The following is a 16,232-nucleotide window of genomic DNA, read 5'->3' on the forward strand; positions in this document are numbered from 1 at the left end:
GCATCTCATAAAATTACCTCTTATATAACCCACCACTACTTTACTTCCTGATAACATTTTTAAAGCTATTAAACGTATAACTTATGTTTTTCACACCAATAAATTTAAAAAGAGTCCATTTAATATGATAAATGCAAAATATAGGTATTGCTGAAAATAGGTTATCAGATCAAAAGTCAAGTATTATCATTAAATGACTATTTATGATAATGGTAGTTAATATCATATCAGGATGGATTATTGTTTCCTTTTGTTCATGATGAAAAGGTAGTAACAATGAGTCTTTGAGCTATTTAAGAATATGTTTTAATTGCTGGTCGGTGTGGGGATATTAAAAATGCTTTATAGATCTGTTAGGTCTATTTAGAGAGAGCAATATGTTTTGCTTGTTCTGGATATAAAACATTTGTTACTCATAAAAATGGTAAGATCTCTTCTGTAGTGTTACGACATAGCCAACTTCAGCCTTTACGATTTGTATAAACTCGGTTTTTATGAATCGCAGTAATAGATAGCCATTTAGGCATATTTTTTAGCGCTGTGATTTGTGCATTAGATAGTTTTCTTGTTACAAAAAAAGTTATGAAATTCTGAATTAGGATAAAAAAATGCCCGTTTAAACGGGCATTTTAGGAAATAAAACGTAACAGAAGGGATATTGAGAAATTAATGTTCTGTTTTTTCTGCTACGGAACCATGATCATCATGTTTCTGATGACGATGATGACCATCGATCATGCTACGGAATGTTTGAGTAAACGTATCACCCAGTGTACATAAGTAGAAGTGTGCACAAATAAACATTAATGCCACGATCCCTAATACTAAGTGCGCTTTTAGCATCCAATAACCTTCACCAAGTACTTCAGGATATAAACATAATAATCCAGTAATAAGTAACAGTGGTACTAAACCAAACATCACACCTAAGTAAGCGAGCTGTTGAAGTGGATTAAATTTATCAGTTTCTGTGGCCGCGAAAGGATGTGGTTCGCCTTTCATTATACCGTAAAGATAAAAGCGGGCTTGTTTGATACAACGACCAATTAATCCGTTAAATCTTACTTTGTAATGTACGCCGTTACTGGTCGTTAGATTGATAAGAATAAAACCAATCCAGAATGCGATAAGAACAAAACCACAGATCTTATGTAACAGCACCATTGATGTAACATTACCAATAGAGAAATGCCCTAAAAAGCCACTTAATAGCAATAGGATAAACAGTAAAGCATTACCCCAGTGCCAAAAACGAATTGCTTTAGAGTATAAATAAACACGCTCTTCTTCATAGTGACCAGCGTGTTTTGGTGCAAGGGCGTAGCGTAGTAAGCCATGAATAACTAATACTGCTATCATAGCAACGATTAATAAACCAGCTGCCATTAACCATACAGGCCAATAATCTGGCGTATAATAGAGTTCTGCTCCCCAGATACTAGTCATGCTTTATCTCCCTGATGGATTTCTTTACGACGGAATAAACTTGGTTTTCCGACATTATCTAATTGGTATTGATAAACGGATTTTTGTTTGATCCAAGCCTGAATTTCAGGTGAGTCGATACGACCAAAAGCAAGTGCATCTGTTGGGCATACCGATACGCATGCAGGTAATCCCCCTTCAGCTAATCGAGTGTCAGAACAGAAGTTACACTTGTCTGCGATATGCGTTACTGGGTTGATATAACGAACATGGTAAGGACAAGCACCAACACAGTAATCACAGCCGATACACAACTCTTTTTTCACCTGAACGATACCGTTTTCATCAATGAAAGAAGCACCAGTAGGGCAAACAGAAACACAAGGCGCATCTTCACAGTGTTGGCAAGAAACACGGAAAAATTGGTAATGTGGATGGCCTGCTTCATCGTCATGAGGACCTTGTATTTGGACTTGAAGTCGGCTAAATCCTTCTGGAATGTCATTGATGACTTTACATGCAACAGTACAAGCTTGGCAGCCAATACAACGTTTCTCATCATGTAACATGACAAATTGTTTATCATTATTGTTCATCGTTATTTTTTTCCTTAAGCCCGACTAATTTTGACACCTGATGTATGCACATCAGTACCTGATACAGGGCTAATTTCATGATGTAATAAGTTGCCACAGTGAACGCCTGTTGTTGTCGCGGCTGTTTTCGCACCTGCTTTTGCACCTGATCCCATATAAACAAATACGGTGTCAGGGCGAATGCCTTCAGTGATCAAAGCATGTGCTTTTTCTTTACCAATACTGTTTTCTAGAATGATTTCATCACCATGTTTAATACCATGATTTTTAGCTGTTTCAGGGTGAAGCCAAACAGGGTTTTTCCACATTAATTCAGCTAATAATGGTACGTATTGTGTTGCACCATTAGTGTGAACGGCGACTTTTCCTTGGATAAAATAAAGCTCGTCTTTTTCTTTTAATGGGAAATTGTGGAAGCGTGGAATACCGTAGTTTTCTAAACGGCTTTCTAATTCTTCAGAGTAGATTTCAATTAAGCCACTTGGTGATTTAAATGACAGTGATTTTTCCATCATATTATTGCCATCTACATGCTTGATAGCATCAGGATATTGCTCAACAAAAGCTTTTACATAAGAAGGCTCACGCAAAAGTAATGGGATACCATAGGACAAATAGCCTTTTTTATGGATTTCCTTATACAGCGCTTCATCACCATTGACTTGATATAGCTGACGAACTCCCATATTTTCCCATGGGAAATATTGAGCTAGTCCCAGTTTTTTCCCTAATTCCATCCAAATTAACCAGCTTGGTTTTGTATCACCAATTGGTTCGACAACTTGTTGACGTAATGCATAAGCTGGGTTTAAACCTGAAACATCAGAAATCTCTTCATCGCGTTCTAAATAAGTTGTTTCAGGTAATAGATAATCGGCATAGGCGGCGCTTTCGCTTAAATAAACATCACAGCTAACAATTAAGTCTAATTTTTGTGCTGTTTTTTCTAGATCAGGGCGACAACTTACTGTTTGAAATGGGTTATGGCGAGACATAATCCATGCTCTGGTTTGATACGGCACACCGTTTAATGTTGAATCAATAATAGATTGAACGATACCACCACCTTTATTGATATATTTAAATTGAGGTGCAGTAGCATCAATACGTTTTGCTGTAATTTCAGGCATTCCCTTAACGCTCGGTTTAGCGAGTTCAGGTGCAACATTAATACCCGCAAGTTTATTGTATTTTGATGCTGCTTTTTTCTGATACATGCCACCTTCACGTTCAAAGTTACCGAGCAATGCATTGAAGGTGAAGATCATTCTGCGCATATTAATTTCTTCTTTATTAAAGGTTGCGCGGTGACCTGGCATAATCAGTGCGTGAGGTGCTTGAGCTGCAATCTCACGGGCAATACGAGCAATATCTTTAGCTGGAACATCAGAATGTGCTTGAGCCCATTCTGGAGTTGTATTTTGTAGAACTTCTTTTAATTGTGGAAAACCAACTGTAAATTTCTCAATGAAATCTTTATCGTAAAGATCTTCTTTAATTAATATATGGCACATTGCCATTAGAACAGGTAAATCCCCGCCTGGGCGGATCGCGTACCACTCATCAGCTTTACTTGAAACAACAGATAAACGAGGATCAAAACTTACTAATTTCGCACCGCGTTCTTGTGCTGTCATTAGTTCATGAGTTTCTGCAACTTCAATACCCTCATAAAGATTATGACCAAAAGAGAGAATATATTTTGAATTTGCGAGATCCATTTTAAGATCGCCACCCATCATAACGGATGCTGCAATAGCTTTACCTGCAGGGCATGTTGATGCGTGTGTAAACGTATTGGGTGAGCCAAATGCAGCCGCTAAATGGAAAAGATGAGAAGAGAGCGATCCAGATTTTGAGGAAAAAGAGATGCTTTCTGCGCCATAGTTTTGTTTTATGGCATTCATTTTTTCGGCGATTTCGCTATAAGCTTGTTCCCAACTTATCACTTCCCATTCACCCGCACCTCTTGGACCTTTGCGCTTCATAGGTTTGACAATACGGTTTGGGTCATTAACTAGGCTAACGCCACTTCCGCCTCTTGCACAAACTCGGCTACTTTGGTGTTCTGCATTTCTATTTCCTTGGATAAAAACAGTCTTATTGTTAACAACCTGAGCTTCTATTGGACAACGATAAGAACACATTTCACACAGACTAGGTGTTAATTTTGACTGACCCTTAAGAGAATCTACAGGATTAAATGCAAGCGCACCTGGTGGTAAACTACTCACGGTACAACCCACACATCCTATCCCCATCCCCTTAATGAAAGAACGACGACTAATACTCATATAACCTCCAGTTTCTTCTTATAGCTAAATATTATATACGGACGGTTAAATAAATATTTGAAGGCGTCTCCATTTTATTAATCCATAAGTGATGAGTTAGTTGTAAATAATAAATAATAGAGAATAAGAAGTTAATAAATATCACTAAATAAATTAATTAAAATAGACAAAATCAAATGATAATTATTTTCTTCTCTTGAATGCTATTATAAAGTTTTGGAGAAGGAATAGAGGTTTTTTATAGATATGGTAGCTATAAATTGTTCTTTTAAATTCACTGGCTTATGTTATTAATCTATTTTATTAAAGTGTATTTTAAATATATGATTAATAATAATTATAATTTGACAAAAAAGCCTATCGATATATATATTATTATATATCGAATTTTGTTCACATTGTAATTAATTTGTTATTTAAAAATCAGGATAAATAATACTTTTGATGCTATTTAAATTTAGTTTTTCTTAAATTATCTTCTTGTGAAAAATAGCTAACTTATTATTTTGATAATAAATAAAAATAAAATAGAAAAATAAATGAATGAGGTGTGGTACAAAAAACGTGCAGTTAAACATGATCAGACTGAGACTAAATATGAGACAGTTTATAAATTATTATTCATTATGTTTAAATATTAATTAATCATATTAATAGTTATGATACTGTGTCGTGATTGTCAAAATGAGATGTTTTTTGTTTTATGTGTCTTGATAGCATTAAAGCTAAGTGAAGGCGCGTAGGAAAAAATGGGGCGGAATGTTAAAAAATGGCGACTTATTGAATATTCAATGCCACCATTTTATATGTAGTCATTATTGTTTTTCGTTGTTTGTTACCTGTCTATTTTCTATATAAGAAGAAAGGATTTAAAACAACATGACAATTAAAACAAGGATCAGTAACAGAGGGTAAATTCTTGCATGCCATTTGTCAGGAATACGAGATAAAAAGCGTTCAGAGATCTTTAAACCAACCCAGGTGCTACAAATCAGAATAAGTGCAGCTTTTAGCCAAATATAACCAATAAAACCAGATTCACTATTTAAAGGTGAAGTAAAAGAAAGGGCGACGTAAGTGCATGTTGCTGTGAGTGCTAAAGGTAAGGTTAATGCATTTGCCATTGCTGCTGATTGTGCCATTGGTGTTCCTCTACGGCGCAATAGAGGAACAGTCATCACGCTTCCACCCACCCCAAGAAAAGTGGCAATAATACCGATCACAGTACCATTAATGCTCTCTTTTGCTTTGGTCACTTTTTTTGCATTGTGAGTAGTAGGAGCCATAAAACCGGGGCGAAAATAGCAGTCTAAAATAGTGACAAAAAGATAACCAATAAAAAACCATTTGATCCATGTACCTTCAACCGTTAAGGCGAGAAGAGCACCTACGATCCCGCCAAACGCGATACCAATAAACAGAATGGACATGATACTCCAATTAAGTCTTTTTGCTTTATGGTGTGTAATGGTTGTGACTGTCGCAGAAAACAACATAATTAATGCTGAAGTAGCAACGGCGATTTGCATAGCATGCTCAGCCGGTAAACTGTCTATTCCCCAGAGTGTTAAAATAAGTGTGTAGAGTAAAGGAACAGTAACAAAGCCACCACCAAAGCCAAATAACCATGTTGTAATGCCTGAAATTAAACCAAAAGAAATCAGCCAGAGTGTCATTTCAAATCTCCTGTTGAGTCAGGAGATTAACAATATAGAATAAAATGATGGCTAGCCCACGCGATAATGACAAGTTTATACGAATTTAGGACAATTTAATTATTATGCGTAATATCGATATCAACAGTGTGGATAATCTTCCTCGTGATATTTTGGCATTAGGCTCTGATTATCCTTATGACACATTACTTGAAGCTCACCATCATCGGCGAGCACAATTTTTATATGCCCCTAATGGTGTAATGAAAGTTAAAACAGAAGACGGTCAATGGATTGTATTACCTTACAGTGGCGTGTGGATCCCTGCAGAAAAAGTACATCAGGTGTTAATGTTGGGTAGTAGTACTTATAGTCTCTATATTGAGCCGAATAAAATTCCTCGTCACTCAGAATATTGTGAGGTTTTACAAGTTTCACCTCTGCTTCATCAGCTATTACTTTCAGCTAATGAGCTTCCTTTACTTTATGATTTAGGAGGACGAGACAGTGCATTATTAACTTTGCTTTGCCATGAATTAGCTCAGGCAAAGCCATTACCTTACTTTACGCCATTACCACAACATGCTTTATTAGATGAATTGTGTACTGAATTTATGTCAAAACCCAATATTCGCACGAGACCAGAAATGTGGGCTGAAAAATTAAATAAGAGCCTACGTACTTTTACCCGTTTTTTTCATAAAGAAACAGGCCTTTCTTTTCGAGATTGGCGACAAAAAGCGTGTTTAATGTATGCGTTAACTGCTTTAAAGAAAGGTGATTCAGTCACTGAAGTTGCTTTAGAACTGGGTTATGAAAATCCGAGCGCCTTTAGTGCGATGTTTAATAAAGAGATGGGATATTCACCTAAAGTGTTTTTAAAACAGTTGAAATAGTTTTAATAAAATAGACAGATATAAGCAAAAACATAATCATTGATTCTTGTATATATTAGGTGGTTTTTAAGTTAAATCACATTGTTCAAAAAAGAAACAAAAAAATTCCTTCCAATATCAGTGCGTTAAAACTTGATTAATAGAGAGTGAGGGAGGTAAAATATAGCCCGTCCATCAGTTACATTTGATTTTTCTACGTATGTTCCCTTAGTTAAATGGATATAACAAGCCCCTCCTAAGGGCTAGTTACAGGTTCGATTCCTGTAGGGAACGCCATCTATTACCCATGCTGTAAATCTAAACACTCCTCCTAGTGCTGTGCTTATTCAGTTCACGCTATTATGGTTATTATTTAACTTCCTTACTCAATGTTCGATAATAAATATAGGTTTTTATATGGACATAAAATCAATTAATAATATTTGATGTTTAAAGTTTTTATTACTTATGAGTGTATTAAGTGAACATATTGCCGTTTTTCTTAACGCTGGATATATCGTTGTTATAGATTTTCCTGCAAATACACCGAAGCCGAAAAATGATTAAAACCATTAGCAGATAATACGTGAATGTCTTATTTACTCGATGTATTGAAAGTAGAATATAATTAAATAACATCATATATTTTTATATTTACCCATAATATCGGGTTAATATTTTAAATCAGCTCGATAAGGTAATCACAAAAACCGAATTATCTTATAAGATCAAAACCTAATAAAAGTACCACTTATTATACATTGACAGTATTATGTCTAGAATTTATGAATATGCGAACTATGATGCTGCTCATCATAAGATAATTAGCGGAGAACATTATGAAGTATCGCCTGTGCGGTGTTGCTCTTTCAGTTGCCTTACTTTCAGGATGTGCAAGTACCTCTAATAATGGGGAAGGGCGCTCAGACCCATTAGAAGGGTTTAACCGCCAGATGTTTGATTTTAACTACTATGTGTTAGACCCTTATATTTTACGTCCAGTTGCTGTTGTTTGGCGTGATTATGTGCCACCACCAGCAAGAAATGGTTTATCTAACTTTTTAGGTAATTTAGAAGAGCCAGCAAGTATGGTGAACAGTGTATTGCGTGGTGATTTTGAAAAAGGGGCTAAACATTTTGGTCGTTTCTGGATCAATACCGTTTTTGGTATGGGTGGCTTGATAGATGTTGCTGGTATGTCTAAAGAAACGATGGAAAAAGAAGTGCCAATGCGATTTGGTAGCACATTAGGTCATTATGGCATGGATTACGGCCCTTATGTTGTTGTACCAGGCTATGGTAGTTTTACTGTCCGTGAAGAAGGTGGTGATTGGGCTGATTTAACCTACCCTATGTTGAGCTATTTAACATTTTGGATGTCAGCGGGTAAGTGGGCATTAGAAGGCATTGAAACACGCGCGCAATTGCTCGACTCTGATGCGATTTTACAAAACTCATCTGATCCTTATTTAATGATGCGTGAGGCTTATTTCCAAAGTAATGACTTCCAAGCGGGTATAGTGAAAGAGAACCCTAATGCGAAAGCCATTGAAGATGATTTAGATTCCATTGATTAGTGAATTATCTTTTTTAGCTTAATAAATAAAAAAATGGTCTTAAAAAAGACCATTTTTTGTGTAGAACGTGCAGTGAGAAATTAGAAGCGGTAATTAAAGTTCATACCGTATAACCAGGCTTTACCTGATGATTCAAATTCGTAAGCCGGTAATGGTAAATCTTCAGATAATTTCTCTTTGATTGTGACTTTTTTACCGTGCATATACGCTAAGCCGACATCAACAGACATATCTTTGTTAAATGCATAAGTTGCCCCTGCACTTAACCAGAAACGATCTTGGTCTGGAATAGAAATAGAACGTTTATCTGCAGGAACTGGGCTATCATCGAAAGCGATACCGGTACGGAATGTCCAGTTATCATCGTGATAATAGGTTGTACCTAAAGCCACACGCCATGCATCACGGAAGCCTTCTTCTTTCTTGAAGAGTTGCTGACCATCACTTTTACGAGTGGCTTTTAACTCTTCGAATGCACTCCAGCTTGTATAAGCGAAATTATAATGAACAGCCCATTTTGGTGCTACACGGTGATAAGCGGCAAATTCCCAAATTTCAGGCAAGTTAAGGTCAAGTTTACCTTTAATGGTTTCGCCGTTAGTGCCTACAATACCCATTCCTTCAAGTTGTGGGATTGAACGCAAGTCACTTTGATAATCGCCATCTTTAAATTTCACTTTTACTTTAGAGCGATAAGTGAAACTCACACGATTATCTTCATCAAACTCATACAGTAAGCCCGCATTCCAGCCAAAGCCCCATGCATCACCTTTTAATTGAGCAAAGCGAGCATTTGCTGGCAGACTTGATAAATAACCACCTAATTGTTCCATACCAGGCTTTTTAGATAATGCGCCACCTAACACTTTACCCGCTTCACCAACATGTCGAGTAATTTCAGCATCAGCATAAAGAGCATTTAGCCCCAAACCTACGCTAAATTGGTTATTCACACGGTAGCCCGCACTTAAGTTTAGGTTCATGGTTTTCAAATCAGTTTTACCGCCGATAAGACCAGCAGGATAATCGTCTGGGAAATCTGTTGCTAAACCAAAGTTTGTTGTACCTGATGCACCGATAGCCCATTTATCATTAATTGGTGCTACAAAGTGGATATTAGGGACTAATGCACTGGGTGCGATATCTTTTGCAGTGGTATCCGTACCGGTAAGCGGTGATTTACCTTTAACATCAACGCCTGGGTTAATAAGGATAGCACCGACAGAAAACTCAGGGCGATCGAACATTGTGAGTGCCGCTGGGTTACGGCTACCTACGCTGGCGTCATCAGCAATAACGCCTTCCCCTGAAAATGCACGCCCTAGTGCTGAAGTAGAATATTCATTTAACTGAAAACCGGCAGCGCCTGCTTGAGAGGAAATTGTTCCTACAATGGCAGCTAGTGCTGTGCGAGTAAACAGGTTTTTACGGTTCATGACCTAAACCCTCATAATTTTTTTAAGTTAGTAACTTCTGATTAGAAGCGCTGGATTTTAGGTGCGGTTGTCGTTATGACAAATCAGACCAGTTGATTAAGTATAAAGTTGATTACCCTGAATGTTGCAAGTATGTTTTACAAATATTGCCATTTGGATTCAATAATTGGGATTTGGTTAACATATTTTTTACAAAACATCCCGATAAAGGTGTTTTTGATTGTTAAATAAACAGGATAATCAATTATTTTTGTAAAATTGTAATAAAATTTGAGCTAAAGCAGTTTATTTTATTTTTTTGCGATTATGATAGATAATTAACATTTCTTTCGTTGGGAGACTAAAATGGCAGACGCAATTAATCGTTGTAGTGCAGAAGAAACCGCTGCTTGCTGTTGTGTAGATGTGGGTACTATTATTGACAATAAGAATTGCACAGCGTCATATCAGCATGTCTTCGCTGATAAAGTACAAGCGCAAGCAATGTTAGATCAACTTAGTGCAAAAGCACAATCTATCGCTTCAGAGCCTTGCAAAATCAATCAACAATTTGCTGATGTTGATGGTGGTGTTCAACTCACCGCTGATTTTACATTCTCTTGTGAAGCAGAAAACTTAATCTTTCAGTTGGGATTACGTTAATCCGCTGAAATGAATAGATTTAAGGCTGTTGAAATTCAACAGCCTTTTTTATATCCCTTCATCACGTTATTATCTTTTCTATCATTATTGTTAAGTTTCAGACATTTCATCGAAATATTGAGCGCTAACTCCCACTTCTTGTAAAATGACGTTTCTGAAAAGTGAATTTTTTGTTAACACTATTATCAGGTCAGACCTCTTTGGTGTTAGGAAATCATTTTGTCAGGAGCCGTTATGAAGTCATCAACGAACAGTGCTATGAAAGATCGCATCGCTATTGTCAGTGGGCTACGTTTACCTTTTGCTAAACAAGCGACTGCGTATCGAGGAATACCTGCGGTTGAGTTAGGGCGTTCAGTGGTTCAAGAATTAGTGACTCGCAATGAAATTCCTCCTGAAATTATTGATCAACTTGTTTTCGGGCAAGTGGTTCAAATGCCAGAAGCACCGAATATTGCTAGAGAAATTGTTCTTGGCGCAGGATTAAGCGTAAAAACAGATGCTTATAGTGTAACAAGAGCATGTGCAACAAGTTTTCAGGCGATAGCTAATGTTGCTGAAAGTATGATGGTCGGACATGTTTCTGTCGGTATTGCTGGTGGTGCAGATTCGTCTTCAGTGTTGCCTATCGGTGTGAGTAAAAAGCTTGCCGATGTTTTATTAAGCCTAAATAAAGCCAAATCATTAGGTCAACGATTAAGTTATTTAAGCCAATTACGATTTCGTGATCTCCTTCCTGTAGCACCAGCCGTTGCTGAATACTCAACTGGATTACGTATGGGAGATACGGCGGAACAAATGGCAAAGACGTACCATATTTCAAGAATAGCTCAAGATGAATTAGCGCATCGCTCTCATCAATTAGCAACGAAAGCATGGGAGATGGGTAAATTAGACGATGAAGTGATGACTGCGTTTTTTCCACCTTACAAAGAAGGCTTTCATCAAGATAACAATATTCGTAAAAACTCTGTTCTTGATTCTTACGCCAAACTCAAACCCGCTTTTGACCGTCGCCATGGTAGTGTCACTGCCGCAAACAGCACGCCATTAACCGATGGCGCAGCCGCTGTATTAATGATGAAAGAATCTGTTGCTAAAAGTCTTGGCTATCAACCTTTAGGTTATTTACGCAGTTATGCTTTTACAGCGACAGATGTCTGGAAAGATATGCTATTGGGGCCATCATATGCCACCCCACTTGCACTTTCTCGCGCAGGCCTTGCATTAAGTGATCTAACACTAATTGATATGCATGAAGCTTTTGCCGCACAAACACTCAGTAACTTGACACTGTTTGGTAGTGAGCAGTTCGCTAAAGAGCAACTAGGATTATCCAAGGCGATTGGAGAAGTGGATATGGATAAATTTAATGTGCTAGGTGGTTCTATTGCTTATGGACATCCATTTGCTGCAACTGGTGCAAGAATGGTCACACAGACACTGCATGAGCTTAAACGACGAGGGGGAGGGTTTGGATTGACTACTGCTTGCGCAGCAGGTGGATTGGGTGCAGCGATGATTTTGGAGGTGGAATAATGGAACAACAACAAACAACACTAGAAAAATCATCTGTTTTTCAGTTCTCAGTCCGCAATGACAAAGTGGGGGTTATCACGATTGATGTTATTGGTGACAAAGTAAACACGCTAAAAGCAGAGTTTGTGCAACAATTTCAAGATGTTTTAAAGCAAGCACAGCAACACTCTGGAGTAAAAGGATTAATTATCACCTCAGGTAAAAAAGACAGTTTTATTGCCGGTGCGGATATTTCCATGATTGCGGATTGTAAAACCAAAGAAGAAGCGAGTGCACTCGCAAAAGCTGGACAAGATCTTTTTACTCAAATTGAAAACTATCCATTGCCTGTTGTGGCCGCTATTAATGGCGTATGCCTTGGCGGAGGGCTTGAGTTGGCCTTAGCCTGTCATGGGCGAATTTGTTCTGATAATAGTAAAACGCGTTTAGGACTTCCTGAAGTACAACTTGGATTATTGCCAGGTTCTGGCGGCACTCAACGCTTACCCCGTCTTATTGGTGTGACATCTGCGTTAGATATGATTTTAACGGGTAGACAAGTTAATGCGAAACGGGCCTTAAAATTAGGCCTTGTAGATGATGTTGTCTCACAAGATATTCTGTTAGATGTTGCTGCTAAATGGATCTTAGTGGGTAAAAAAGAGCAGAGAAAGCATTCGATGATGGATCGTTTTTTGGCAAACACGACTTTAGGTCGGAATATACTGTTTGGGCAAGCAAAAAAACGTACATTAGCTAAGACAAAAGGCCACTATCCAGCAGCAGAACGTATTCTTCATGTTATAGAACGTGGTCTTGAAAAGGATATTCAAACTGGGTTTAAAGAAGAGGCAAATGCATTTGGCGAACTCGCTATGACGCCGGTTTCATCTGCATTAAGACATCTCTTTTTTGCTTCTACGGCACTTAAAAATGAAACTGGCTCATCTGAAAAGCCAGATAATTTGCATCATATCGGTATCTTAGGTGGTGGATTAATGGGAGGAGGGATTGCCTTTGTTACAGCGACAAAAGGTAATTTACCAGCAAGAATTAAAGATATCAGCGATAAGGGAATTGCTCAGGCTCTGAATTATAGTTGGCAAGCACTTTCAGCCAAAGTGAGTAAAAAAAGATTATCTGTGCGCGAACGTCAGCGCCAAATGGGGTTGCTTTCGGGCTCTTTAGATTACAGCGGTTTTCATCAATCGAATATTGTTGTTGAAGCGGTTTTTGAAGATTTGGCTTTAAAACAAAAGATGGTCGCAGATATTGAAGAAGTGGGTAAAGGTAAAATTATTTTTGCTTCAAATACCTCTTCGCTGCCTATTCATAAAATTGCTGAAACGGCAAAATATCCAGAAAAAGTGATTGGGCTTCACTATTTTAGTCCTGTGGAAAAAATGCCTTTGGTTGAAGTTATTCCACATGAAAATACAGATGAAAAAACCATTGCTACAACAGTCAATTTTGCTAAAAAACAGGGCAAAGTTGCAATAGTTGTTGGTGATAAACCTGGATTCTATGTTAACCGTATTCTTGCTCCTTATATTAGTGAAGCATTGACATGTTTAGTACAAGGAGAGCCTATTGAACATATTGATAAAGCACTTGTTCAGTTTGGTTTTCCTGTTGGACCTATTCAGTTATTAGATGAAGTGGGTATTGATATCGGTACAAAAATAACGCCGATATTAGTGGATGCATTTGGTGAAAGATTTGCTTCTCCTCCTGCTGTCGATGCCATTATTGCTGATGATAGAAAAGGGCGTAAAAATGGACGAGGTTTTTATCTTTATGCAAAACATGCATTACCTTTCTCATTAGGTAAAAATAAAAAGCAGCCTGATCCAGCGATATATCGACTATTACAAATTAAGCCTAAAAACCAACACTCTTCCTCTGAAATTACAGAACGTTGTTTATTACTAATGTTAAATGAAGCCGTTCGTTGTTTAGATGAAAATATTATAAAGCAGCCACGAGATGGTGATATTGGTGCTGTATTTGGTATCGGTTTCCCTCCTTTTTTTGGTGGCCCATTCCGTTATATGGACAGTATGGGAACAACAAAGGTGGCAGAAAAGCTTAATCAACTCGCCGATAAATATGGAGAAAAATATCGCCCTTGTGAACGTTTAGTTGAAATGGCTAAACGAAATGAACGTTTTTACGATTAATATTATCTCTTACCATTGCTTTTTCCTTTTGTGACATTTGTTTTGATTGAGGCGCTTAGGCGCCTTTTTTTCTTGTCGTTTTTGCGTCAGATTAATAATTGATGAATTTTTAATGGAAAAAGAGGTCGAAAATGTCAATGATAGCCAGATATGGCAAAATGGTTATTTGAACATAAATTTAAAAACGAAGCTTTTTAAAATAAGATCCTGGCAATGATGTTAATTTGCAAACCAACAGTATGATCTTAAAAAGCTTAATAATACTATTGCAATTAGGGTATTGAAGATTTTAGATAGGGATATATTGATTTAAATTGAATTAAATTAAGTATCTTAAAAGTGTAAATACCAGTAATTACAAAAATAAAATAGGTTTAATAATTTACTATGCAAATTTTTATTATGCGCCACGGAGAAGCAGCCATTGATGCTGCTAGCGATGCACTAAGACCACTGACTGAGCGTGGAAAAAGTGAATCAATAAAAATGGCTGAATGGATGACAAAGCAAGGACATACTATCGATTATGTTTTAGTCAGCCCTTATTTACGTGCTCAACAAACATTGGATGCAGTAAAAGTAGATTTAGCGCTACCTAGTAAAGTAGAAACTGATGATGGACTTATTCCCGGAGGGAATCCTTCACATATTGCACATTACTTACGTGCCTTGGGGGATGCAGGATATAAAAATATTCTTGTTATTTCTCACTTACCTTTGGTTGGCTATGTTGTGGCTGAACTTTGTCCGGCGGTATGCGCTCCTATGTTTTCAACATCAACTATTGCTTGTGTTGATTTTGATTTATCAAAAGGTGCAGGAGCGTTGCTATGGCAAGTGTCACCTTCGATATTGAAATAAAATTTGATTCAATTAGCTAAGCTCAATAAGCTAAGTAAGTAATTAATACCTTATTTCACCCGATAGGTGATTTAAGGGTTAATGCGATAGTATTTTGTGGTTTAGCGACGAGCAAGATCGTCGTTTTCCACTAATACTAATAATGCAGCATCGCCTCCCCATTCTTTTGGGGCTTGATGAAAAGCAATGACATCTGGATGTTGCGCTAACCAAAGTGGTGTTTGCTGTTTTAAAATATGTTTGCCATGCCCATGCATAATACAGGCACAATAAACATGTTCTCGTCTACATGCTGCAATCAATGCGCCAATCTCTTGTTTTGCAATTAGCTGTGTTAATCCATGCAAATCTAGAAAAAACTCAGGTACATAATCACCACGACGTAGCTTTTTTAATTCATAAGCATTAGCGCCTTCTCTTAAATAGCGCATTGGGCCTTCTGTCGCTAAGTTAGGCTGAAATTCATCTGAAAAATAATAAGAGGCATCAACTTGTTCTTGTTGAAGACGTTCAACAGCGTAGTGTGTCACTTTCTTACGTTTTGGTGAATGAAGTATTTTATCTTGAGGTAATTTCTTGGTGCCTTTTACCATCTCCTGAAATAACTCAATTTCAGAAGGTGGTAATGAAAATTTTTTATTCATTTTTTACGATTCTTCATAGTGTTACTGTTTTTATAAGGCAATAGTACATGAAATAGTGTCAGAGATAAAAAAGTATAAGTTATAAATTTAGCATAAAAAAAAGCAGGGAATTTACCCTGCCGAAATAGTCACTTAGTTAGCAAATATAGGTTAGTGAACAAGTTGCTCTGCACATGATATCTGTCGAACATAACACGTTGTTATATCTTCAGGTTGCGATAAAAAGATATCATCATAATCTTTAAAATTAGCCATCTGCTTTCAAGTAACTGCATATTGAATAAAAAACATCTATAGGCGCATTTGAGTACACAGTTAATTTTTTTACACTCTAAGTATGGTTTAGAATCATTAAATTGCTAATAAAAGTTAAATTAAAAGTATAAAACACTAGCCTTTGTGTATGAATAGATCGTAAATTTTGCTTTTGATTACTTGATTGAAGTTTAAAACCATAACTAGTGTGTGGTTATAGAAAAGAGAATAATAAGGTAGTGATGTTTTTTTATGGTTTCCCGCTGATTTATCA

The 16,232-nt window shown here is 37.0% G+C and carries 12 protein-coding genes and 1 tRNA gene; 7 read left to right on the plus strand and 6 right to left on the minus strand.

Annotated elements, in window-relative coordinates; translation table 11 throughout:
• Positions 1 to 666 precede the first annotated feature (666 nt).
• The 4 genes from phsC to DK858_RS04800 all read right to left on the minus strand — a co-directional run bounded on the left by phsC (position 667) and on the right by DK858_RS04800 (position 5,991).
• Positions 667 to 1,446 carry a thiosulfate reductase cytochrome B subunit gene (gene phsC, locus DK858_RS04785; protein WP_109396413.1) on the minus strand — a complete coding sequence of 260 codons (780 nt, stop codon included), beginning with the start codon at positions 1,444 to 1,446 and terminating at the stop codon, positions 667 to 669.
• The gene (locus DK858_RS04790) at positions 1,443 to 2,021 is read right to left on the minus strand and encodes a 4Fe-4S dicluster domain-containing protein (RefSeq protein WP_109396414.1); all 579 of its coding nucleotides are present in this window, start codon (positions 2,019 to 2,021) and stop codon (positions 1,443 to 1,445) included. The genes phsC and DK858_RS04790 overlap by 4 nt, the downstream gene beginning before the upstream one ends.
• A 14-nt stretch (positions 2,022 to 2,035) precedes the next feature.
• The gene (gene phsA / locus DK858_RS04795) at positions 2,036 to 4,315 is read right to left on the minus strand and encodes a thiosulfate reductase PhsA (RefSeq protein ID WP_109396415.1); all 2,280 of its coding nucleotides are present in this window, start codon (positions 4,313 to 4,315) and stop codon (positions 2,036 to 2,038) included.
• A gap of 869 nt (positions 4,316 to 5,184) precedes the next feature.
• Positions 5,185 to 5,991 carry a sulfite exporter TauE/SafE family protein gene (locus tag DK858_RS04800; protein ID WP_109396416.1) on the minus strand — a complete coding sequence of 269 codons (807 nt, stop codon included), beginning with the start codon at positions 5,989 to 5,991 and terminating at the stop codon, positions 5,185 to 5,187.
• 104 nt (positions 5,992 to 6,095) lie between these two features.
• Between DK858_RS04800 and DK858_RS04805 the strand changes: the two genes are divergently transcribed.
• From DK858_RS04805 to mlaA, 3 genes are all read left to right on the plus strand, one after another.
• Complete coding sequence (locus DK858_RS04805; RefSeq protein ID WP_109396417.1) at positions 6,096 to 6,866, plus strand: AraC family transcriptional regulator; 771 nt, start codon at positions 6,096 to 6,098, stop codon at positions 6,864 to 6,866.
• A gap of 201 nt (positions 6,867 to 7,067) precedes the next feature.
• Positions 7,068 to 7,142, plus strand: a tRNA-Arg gene (locus tag DK858_RS04810).
• A 542-nt stretch (positions 7,143 to 7,684) separates the two neighbouring features.
• The gene (gene mlaA, locus DK858_RS04815; protein ID WP_109396418.1) at positions 7,685 to 8,422 is read left to right on the plus strand and encodes a phospholipid-binding lipoprotein MlaA; all 738 of its coding nucleotides are present in this window, start codon (positions 7,685 to 7,687) and stop codon (positions 8,420 to 8,422) included.
• 80 nt (positions 8,423 to 8,502) lie between these two features.
• On the opposite strand, the gene fadL is transcribed toward mlaA, so the two are convergent.
• The gene (gene fadL, locus DK858_RS04820; RefSeq protein WP_109396419.1) at positions 8,503 to 9,858 is read right to left on the minus strand and encodes a long-chain fatty acid transporter FadL; all 1,356 of its coding nucleotides are present in this window, start codon (positions 9,856 to 9,858) and stop codon (positions 8,503 to 8,505) included.
• A 345-nt stretch (positions 9,859 to 10,203) separates the two neighbouring features.
• Here fadL and DK858_RS04825 point away from each other — a divergent pair, with 345 nt between their 5' ends.
• The 4 genes from DK858_RS04825 (at position 10,204) to sixA (ending at position 15,059) form a co-directional block, all read left to right on the plus strand.
• Positions 10,204 to 10,500 (plus strand): YfcZ/YiiS family protein, encoded by a 297-nt coding sequence (locus DK858_RS04825; protein ID WP_006533378.1) that lies wholly within the window; start codon positions 10,204 to 10,206, stop codon positions 10,498 to 10,500.
• A gap of 234 nt (positions 10,501 to 10,734) precedes the next feature.
• On the plus strand, positions 10,735 to 12,039 hold the full coding sequence (fadI, locus tag DK858_RS04830; protein ID WP_109396420.1) for an acetyl-CoA C-acyltransferase FadI: 1,305 nt from the start codon (positions 10,735 to 10,737) through the stop codon (positions 12,037 to 12,039).
• Entirely contained in the window at positions 12,039 to 14,198 is a 2,160-nt protein-coding gene (gene fadJ, locus DK858_RS04835; protein ID WP_370685748.1) for a fatty acid oxidation complex subunit alpha FadJ, read from the plus strand. Before fadI ends, fadJ begins: the two co-directional genes overlap by 1 nt.
• Positions 14,199 to 14,585: 387 nt before the next feature.
• On the plus strand, positions 14,586 to 15,059 hold the full coding sequence (gene sixA / locus DK858_RS04840; RefSeq protein WP_109396421.1) for a phosphohistidine phosphatase SixA: 474 nt from the start codon (positions 14,586 to 14,588) through the stop codon (positions 15,057 to 15,059).
• Positions 15,060 to 15,160: 101 nt separating this feature from the next.
• Here the strand turns inward: sixA and smrB are convergent, their stop codons facing one another.
• Positions 15,161 to 15,703 (minus strand): endonuclease SmrB, encoded by a 543-nt coding sequence (gene smrB, locus DK858_RS04845; protein ID WP_109396422.1) that lies wholly within the window; start codon positions 15,701 to 15,703, stop codon positions 15,161 to 15,163.
• Between the last annotated feature and the right edge of the window lie 529 nt (positions 15,704 to 16,232).

It is taken from the genome of Proteus faecis (genome assembly GCF_003144395.1).
GTDB classification, from domain to species: domain Bacteria; phylum Pseudomonadota; class Gammaproteobacteria; order Enterobacterales; family Enterobacteriaceae; genus Proteus; species Proteus faecis.